Source organism: Paracoccus sp. (in: a-proteobacteria) (assembly GCF_030536915.1).
Classification (GTDB): Bacteria; Pseudomonadota; Alphaproteobacteria; order Rhodobacterales; family Rhodobacteraceae; genus Paracoccus.
On the sequence record NZ_JAUNPC010000029.1, the window covers coordinates 1 to 5,933 of the forward strand.

The following is a 5,933-nucleotide window of genomic DNA, read 5'->3' on the forward strand; positions in this document are numbered from 1 at the left end:
CTAAGGTCCGGTTAACGGACTATCTGGTGCCGAACATCCGGTCGCCCGCGTCGCCCAGGCCCGGCACGATGTAGCCATGCTCGTCCAGCCTTTCGTCCAGGGCGGCGGTATAGACCGGCACGTCGGGATGCGCCTCGAACATCCGCTGGACCCCTTCGGGCGCCGCCAGCAGGCACAGGAAGCGGATGTTCTTCGCGCCCTTGGCCTTCAGCAGGTCGATGCTGGCGACCGCACTGTTGCCGGTGGCCAGCATCGGGTCCACCACGATCACCATCCGTGCGTCCAGGTCCCCCGGAACCTTGCAGTAATACTGCACCGGCTGCAGCGTGTCGGGGTCGCGGTAAAGGCCAAGGAAACCGACCCGCGCCGCCGGGATCAGTTCCAGGATGCCGTCCAGAAGCCCGTTCCCCGCCCGCAGGATCGAGATCAGCGCGAGCTTCTTTCCCTCCAGGATCGGCGCGTCCATCTCGCAGATGGGGGTCTGGATGCGGGCGGTCGTCACCTCAAGCTCGCGCGTGACCTCGTAGGCCAGCAGCAGGCTGATCTCGCGCAACAGCCGCCGGAAGCTGTTGGTCGAGGTCTCGTGCTTGCGCATGATCGTCAGCTTGTGCTGGACCAGCGGGTGATCGACGAGCGTGAGGTTGGGGAACTGGGTCATCGGGCGGAGTCCGGGTTCAGGGATCGGTAAGGGTGTCATGCCATGAGGGTGGCAGGCGGGCGAATCAAGGGAGGTGCCGAACAGCTGTATTCCTCATGCGCCGTCCATGTGGCCCGCGTCGAAGCGACCAGGCAGCAGCTCACCGACCGTGGTCGCCAGGCTGTCGCCATTGACCGTCACCAGCAGCACGGGGGTGTCGGCGCGGGCGAACTCGGCCAGCTTCTGGCGGCAACCGCCGCAGGGGGGCGTCGGACGGGCGCTGTCGGCAACGACGCAGACCTCGATGATCTCGGTTTCGCCCGCGGCCACCATGGCGGCGATGGCGCCCGCCTCGGCGCAGGTGCCCTCGGGATAGGCCACGTTCTCGACGTTGCAGCCGGCATGGATCGCGCCCGAGGCGCCGCGCACCGCCGCGCCGACCTTGAAGCCGGAATATGGCGCATAGGCAGCCTCGCGCACGCGGCGGGCGGCGTCGGTCAGGGACATGGGGCGCACCTTCGGTTTTGCCCCATCATCCGCGCCGCTGAAGGCCGGCGCAACCCCGCCGCCTTCCGCCCTGTGCAAAGCCGCGGGGCGCCCGCTTGTGACGCGGCGTCGCGAGGGCTACGACGAAAGCACGGTCAAGGGAGACGGGCAATGGACGAGCGGCAAAGGGACAATCTGCGGCAGGCGGCGCTGAAGTATCACGAGCATCCGCGACCCGGCAAGCTCGAGATCCGGGCGACCAAGCCGCTAGCGAACGGCCGCGACCTGAGCCTCGCCTATTCGCCGGGCGTGGCCGAGGCCTGCCTGGAGATTCAGGCCGATCCCGCCTGCGCCGCGCGCTATACCTCGCGGGGGAATCTCGTGGCGGTGGTGACGAACGGAACGGCGGTTCTGGGCCTTGGCAACATCGGCGCGCAGGCCTCTAAGCCGGTGATGGAAGGCAAGGCGGTCCTGTTCAAGAAATTCGCCAACATCGACTGCTTCGACATCGAGGTGAACGAGACCGACCCGGTGAAGCTGGCCGAGATCGTCCGCGCACTGGAACCGACCTTCGGCGCGATCAACCTGGAAGACATCAAGGCCCCCGATTGCTTCGTGGTGGAAAAGCTCTGCCGCGAATCGATGAACATCCCCGTCTTTCACGACGACCAGCACGGCACCGCCATCGTCGTGGGCGCGGCCGCCACCAACGCGCTGCGCGTCACGGGACGGCGGTTCGACGACATCAAGGTCGTGTCCACCGGCGGGGGCGCGGCAGGGATCGCCTGCCTCAACATGCTGCTGAAGCTGGGGGTCAGGCGCGAGAACGTGTGGCTCTGCGACATCCATGGGCTGGTTTACGAGGGCCGGGCCGAGGACATGAATCCGCAGAAGGCCGCCTTCGCGCAGGCGACCGACCTGCGGACCCTGGACGATGTGATCGACAGGGCCGACCTGTTCCTGGGCCTTTCCGGTCCCGGCGTGCTGAAGCCCGAGATGGTGGCGCGCATGGCGCGGCGGCCCATCATCTTCGCGCTGGCGAATCCCTCGCCCGAGATCTTGCCCGAGGATGTGCGCGAGGTCGCCCCCGACGCGCTCATGGCGACCGGGCGCAGCGACTATCCCAACCAGGTCAACAACGTCCTGTGCTTCCCCTTCATCTTCCGGGGTGCGCTGGACGTGGGCGCGACCGAGATCAACGACGCCATGCAGATCGCCTGCATCGAAGGCATCGCGGCACTTGCCCGCGCCACCACCAGCGCCGAGGCGGCGGCCGCCTATCGCGGCGAGACGCTGACCTTCGGGCCGAACTACCTGATCCCCAAGCCCTTCGATCCCCGCCTGATCGGCGTCGTCGCCACCGCGGTTGCCCGGGCCGCGATGGAATCGGGCGTGGCCACGCGTCCCCTGCCCGACATCCACGCCTACAAGCGCCGGCTCGACGGCTCGGTCTTCCGCTCGGCCCTGATCATGCGCCCGGTGTTCGAGGCCTCGGCCACCGCCGAACGCCGCATCGTCTTTGCCGAAGGAGAGGACGAGCGGGTGCTGCGCGCCGCCAATGCCATGCTCGAGGAAACCAACGACGTCCCGATCCTCATCGGTCGCCCCGAGGTGATCGAGACCCGGGCCGAACGCGCAGGCCTGCCGATCCGCCCGGTCGTGGATTTCCAGATCGTGAACCCCGAGGACGACCCCCGCTATCGCGACTACTGGGAAACCTATCATTCGCTGATGGCGCGGCGCGGCGTCACCCCCGACATCGCCCGCGCGATCATGCGCACCAACACCACCGCCATCGGTGCCGTGATGGTCCACCGGAACGAGGCCGACAGCCTGATCTGCGGCTGCTTCGGCCAGTATTCCTGGCACTTGGGCTATGTGCGCGAGATCCTCGCGCGCAGTGGCCTGCACCCGGTCGCCGCCCTGTCGATGATGATCCAGGAGGACGGCCCCCTGTTCATCGCCGACACCCAGGTGAACCACGATCCCTCCCCCGCCGAGGTCGCCGACACCGCCATGGCCTGCGCCCGCCATGTCCGCCGCTTCGGCCTGACCCCGCGGATCGCGCTGTGCAGCCATTCGCAGTTCGGGAACCTCGACACCTATTCAGGCCGCAAGATGCGCGAGGCCATGGACATCCTGACCGGGCGCGAGGTCGATTTCGTCTTCGACGGCGAGATGCACGTGGACGCCGCGCTCGATCCCTCTGTCCGTCTCCGGCTGCTGCCCAGGTCGCGGCTGGGGGATGAGGCCGCGAATGTGCTGGTCTTTGCGGGCACCGACGCGGCCTCGGCGGTGCGCAACATCCTGAAGACCCGCGCCTCGGGGCTGGAGGTCGGGCCGATCCTGATGGGCATGGGCAACAAGGCGCATATCGTGACGCCCTCGATCACCGCGCGGGGCTTGCTGAACATCAGCGCGCTGGCCGGGACCCCGGTCGCCCATTACGGCTGAGGCGAATCGATCCGGGCGGGGATTTGCAAAGACCTGCAATTCTTGCCTGACGGGCGGCAAAGCATTGCAGCGTTTTGCAAATGCGCGAACTGCCCGCCGGGACATTCCGCCACATCTGCAGGGCGTTCCGGGCAATATTGTTGATTTGCCTGCCCCCTCGCCTCTAGGACAGGAACAGGACTTGAGGGGGAGAGACGGGCATGGGCTACCAGGACATCTACAGCGCGTGGAAGAACGATCCCGAAGGCTTCTGGATGGAGGCCGCCAAGGGCATCGACTGGATCGAGCCGCCCAGCCGCGCCCATTTCGACCAGGGCCCGGTCGGCGAATGGTTTGCCGACGCAAAGGTCAACGCCTGCTGGAACGCCGTGGACCGCCATGTCGAGGCCGGGCGCGGCGACCAGTTGGCCATCATCCACGACAGCCCGATCACCTACACCTATCGCGGCATCACCTACCGCGACCTGCGCGACCGCGTGGCGCGCCTTGCCGGGGCGCTGCGCGACAAGGGCGTCCAGAAGGGCGATCGCGTCATCATCTACATGCCGATGGTGCCCGAGGCTTTGGAGGCGATGCTGGCCTGCTCGCGTCTTGGCGCCATCCATTCCGTCGTCTTCGGCGGCTTCGCCGCGCATGAGCTGGCCGTCCGCATCGACGATTGCACCCCCAAGGCGATCATCGCCGCCTCCTGCGGGCTGGAGCCGGGCCGTGTCGTCCATTACAAGCCGCTGCTCGACCGCGCGATCGATGAGGCCAAGCACAAGCCCGAGTTCTGCGTGATCTTCCAGCGCGAGCAGGAGGTCGCGGAACTCATCGAGGGCCGCGACTATGCCTGGCACAGCTTCCAGTATGGCGTCGAACCCGCCAAATGCGTCCCGGTCGAGGGCAACCATCCGCATTACATCCTGTACACCTCGGGCACGACCGGCCAGCCCAAGGGCGTGGTGCGCCACACGGCGGGCCATATCGTCGCACTGAACTGGACGATGAAGAACATCTACGGCATCGACGCGGGCGATGTCTTCTGGGCCGCGTCCGACGTGGGCTGGGTCGTGGGCCACAGCTACATCTGCTACGGCCCCCTGCTGGCCGGTGCCACCACCATCGTCTTCGAGGGCAAGCCCGTGGGCACCCCCGACCCCGGCATCTTCGGCCGCATCATTCAGAACCACAAGGTCAAGGTCTTCTTCACCGCGCCCACCGCCATCCGCGCGGTCAAGCGCGAGGACCCGGCCTGCGTCTATATGCGCGACTACAGCCTGAAATCGCTGAAGGCCGTGTTCCTGGCGGGCGAAAGGGCCGACCCCGATACGGTGCAATGGGTGGAACAGAACCTCAACGTGCCGGTCATCGACCACTGGTGGCAGACGGAAACCGGCTGGGCCATCGCCGCCAACCCCTTCGGGATCGAGACTTTGCCGGTCAAGCACGGCAGCCCCTCGGTCGCCATGCCGGGCTTTGACGTGCAGATCCTGGACGAGGCGGGCCACCCGGTGCCCCCCGGCACGCTGGGCGCGGTCACGGTCAAGCTGCCCCTGCCCCCCGGCACGCTGCCGACGCTGTGGAACGCCGAGGACCGCTTCCGCAAGTCCTACCTGACCGCCTTCCCCGGCTATTACGAAACCGGCGACGCGGGCTATATCGACGAGGACGGATACCTCTATATCATGGCCCGCACCGACGACGTCATCAACGTCGCGGGCCACCGCCTGTCCACCGGCGCGATGGAGGAAGTGCTGGCCTCTCACCCCGCCGTCGCCGAATGCGCGGTGATCGGGGTGGCGGATGCGCTGAAGGGCCAGACCCCGCTGGGGTTCCTGTGCCTCAAGAAGGGCGTGGACACGACGCCCGAGCAGATCGGGCGCGAGGTGGTGAAGATGGTGCGTGACCGCATCGGCCCGGTGGCGGCCTTCAAGGACACGGTCGTCGTGGACCGGCTGCCCAAGACCCGTTCGGGCAAGATCCTGCGGGCGACCATGGCCAAGATCGCCGATGGCGAGGAGTTCAAGATGCCCGCCACCATCGATGACCCCGCCGTGCTGGACGAGATCCGCGAGGCGCTGAGCCGGGGCGGTCACATGGCCAAGGCTTAGATCGAAGGTCGCCGGCCGGCTTGCCGCCCCTTGGCGGCCCGCCCCCTGTGGGGGTTGGCGGCACGGCAATCGCAGGCGCGTCACCTGCGCCCATGCGCGTTCAGACGGCCGAGGCCAAGTCTGCGCCTGCCTTCGCAGGTCGTTGCGCCAAAGGAGGCACCGCTGGCTGGATGCCCCGCGCCGGGATCGGCACAGGCGATCAGTCAGCCGATCTTCCCGCCCAACCGCGTCATCAGCGGCAGGAAATCCGGGAAGCTGGTCGC

At 67.4% G+C, this 5,933-nt stretch carries 4 protein-coding genes; 2 read left to right on the top strand and 2 right to left on the bottom strand.

Annotated elements, in window-relative coordinates; all coding sequences use genetic code 11:
- Positions 1 to 19 precede the first annotated feature (19 nt).
- Together upp and Q4F04_RS07120 are read right to left on the bottom strand one after the other, a co-directional pair.
- The gene (upp, locus tag Q4F04_RS07115; RefSeq protein ID WP_303369142.1) at positions 20 to 658 is read right to left on the bottom strand and encodes a uracil phosphoribosyltransferase; all 639 of its coding nucleotides are present in this window, start codon (positions 656 to 658) and stop codon (positions 20 to 22) included.
- Positions 659 to 751: 93 nt separating this feature from the next.
- Positions 752 to 1,144 (bottom strand): cytidine deaminase, encoded by a 393-nt coding sequence (locus tag Q4F04_RS07120; protein ID WP_303369143.1) that lies wholly within the window; start codon positions 1,142 to 1,144, stop codon positions 752 to 754.
- 150 nt (positions 1,145 to 1,294) lie between these two features.
- Between Q4F04_RS07120 and Q4F04_RS07125 the strand changes: the two genes are divergently transcribed.
- Both Q4F04_RS07125 and Q4F04_RS07130 read left to right on the top strand, forming a co-directional pair.
- The gene (locus tag Q4F04_RS07125; RefSeq protein ID WP_303369144.1) at positions 1,295 to 3,577 is read left to right on the top strand and encodes an NADP-dependent malic enzyme; all 2,283 of its coding nucleotides are present in this window, start codon (positions 1,295 to 1,297) and stop codon (positions 3,575 to 3,577) included.
- A gap of 200 nt (positions 3,578 to 3,777) precedes the next feature.
- Entirely contained in the window at positions 3,778 to 5,670 is a 1,893-nt protein-coding gene (locus Q4F04_RS07130; protein ID WP_303369145.1) for a propionyl-CoA synthetase, read from the top strand.
- Positions 5,671 to 5,933: the final 263 nt, after the last annotated feature.

Bases quoted from the DNA above. Each gene is read 5' to 3' on its own strand.
- upp (WP_303369142.1), bottom strand. From the start codon at position 658: ATGACCCAGTTCCCCAACCTCACGCTCGTCGATCACCCGCTGGTCCAG.
- Q4F04_RS07120 (WP_303369143.1), bottom strand. From the start codon at position 1,144: ATGTCCCTGACCGACGCCGCCCGCCGCGTGCGCGAGGCTGCCTATGCG.
- Q4F04_RS07125 (WP_303369144.1), top strand. From the start codon at position 1,295: ATGGACGAGCGGCAAAGGGACAATCTGCGGCAGGCGGCGCTGAAGTAT.
- Q4F04_RS07130 (WP_303369145.1), top strand. From the start codon at position 3,778: ATGGGCTACCAGGACATCTACAGCGCGTGGAAGAACGATCCCGAAGGC.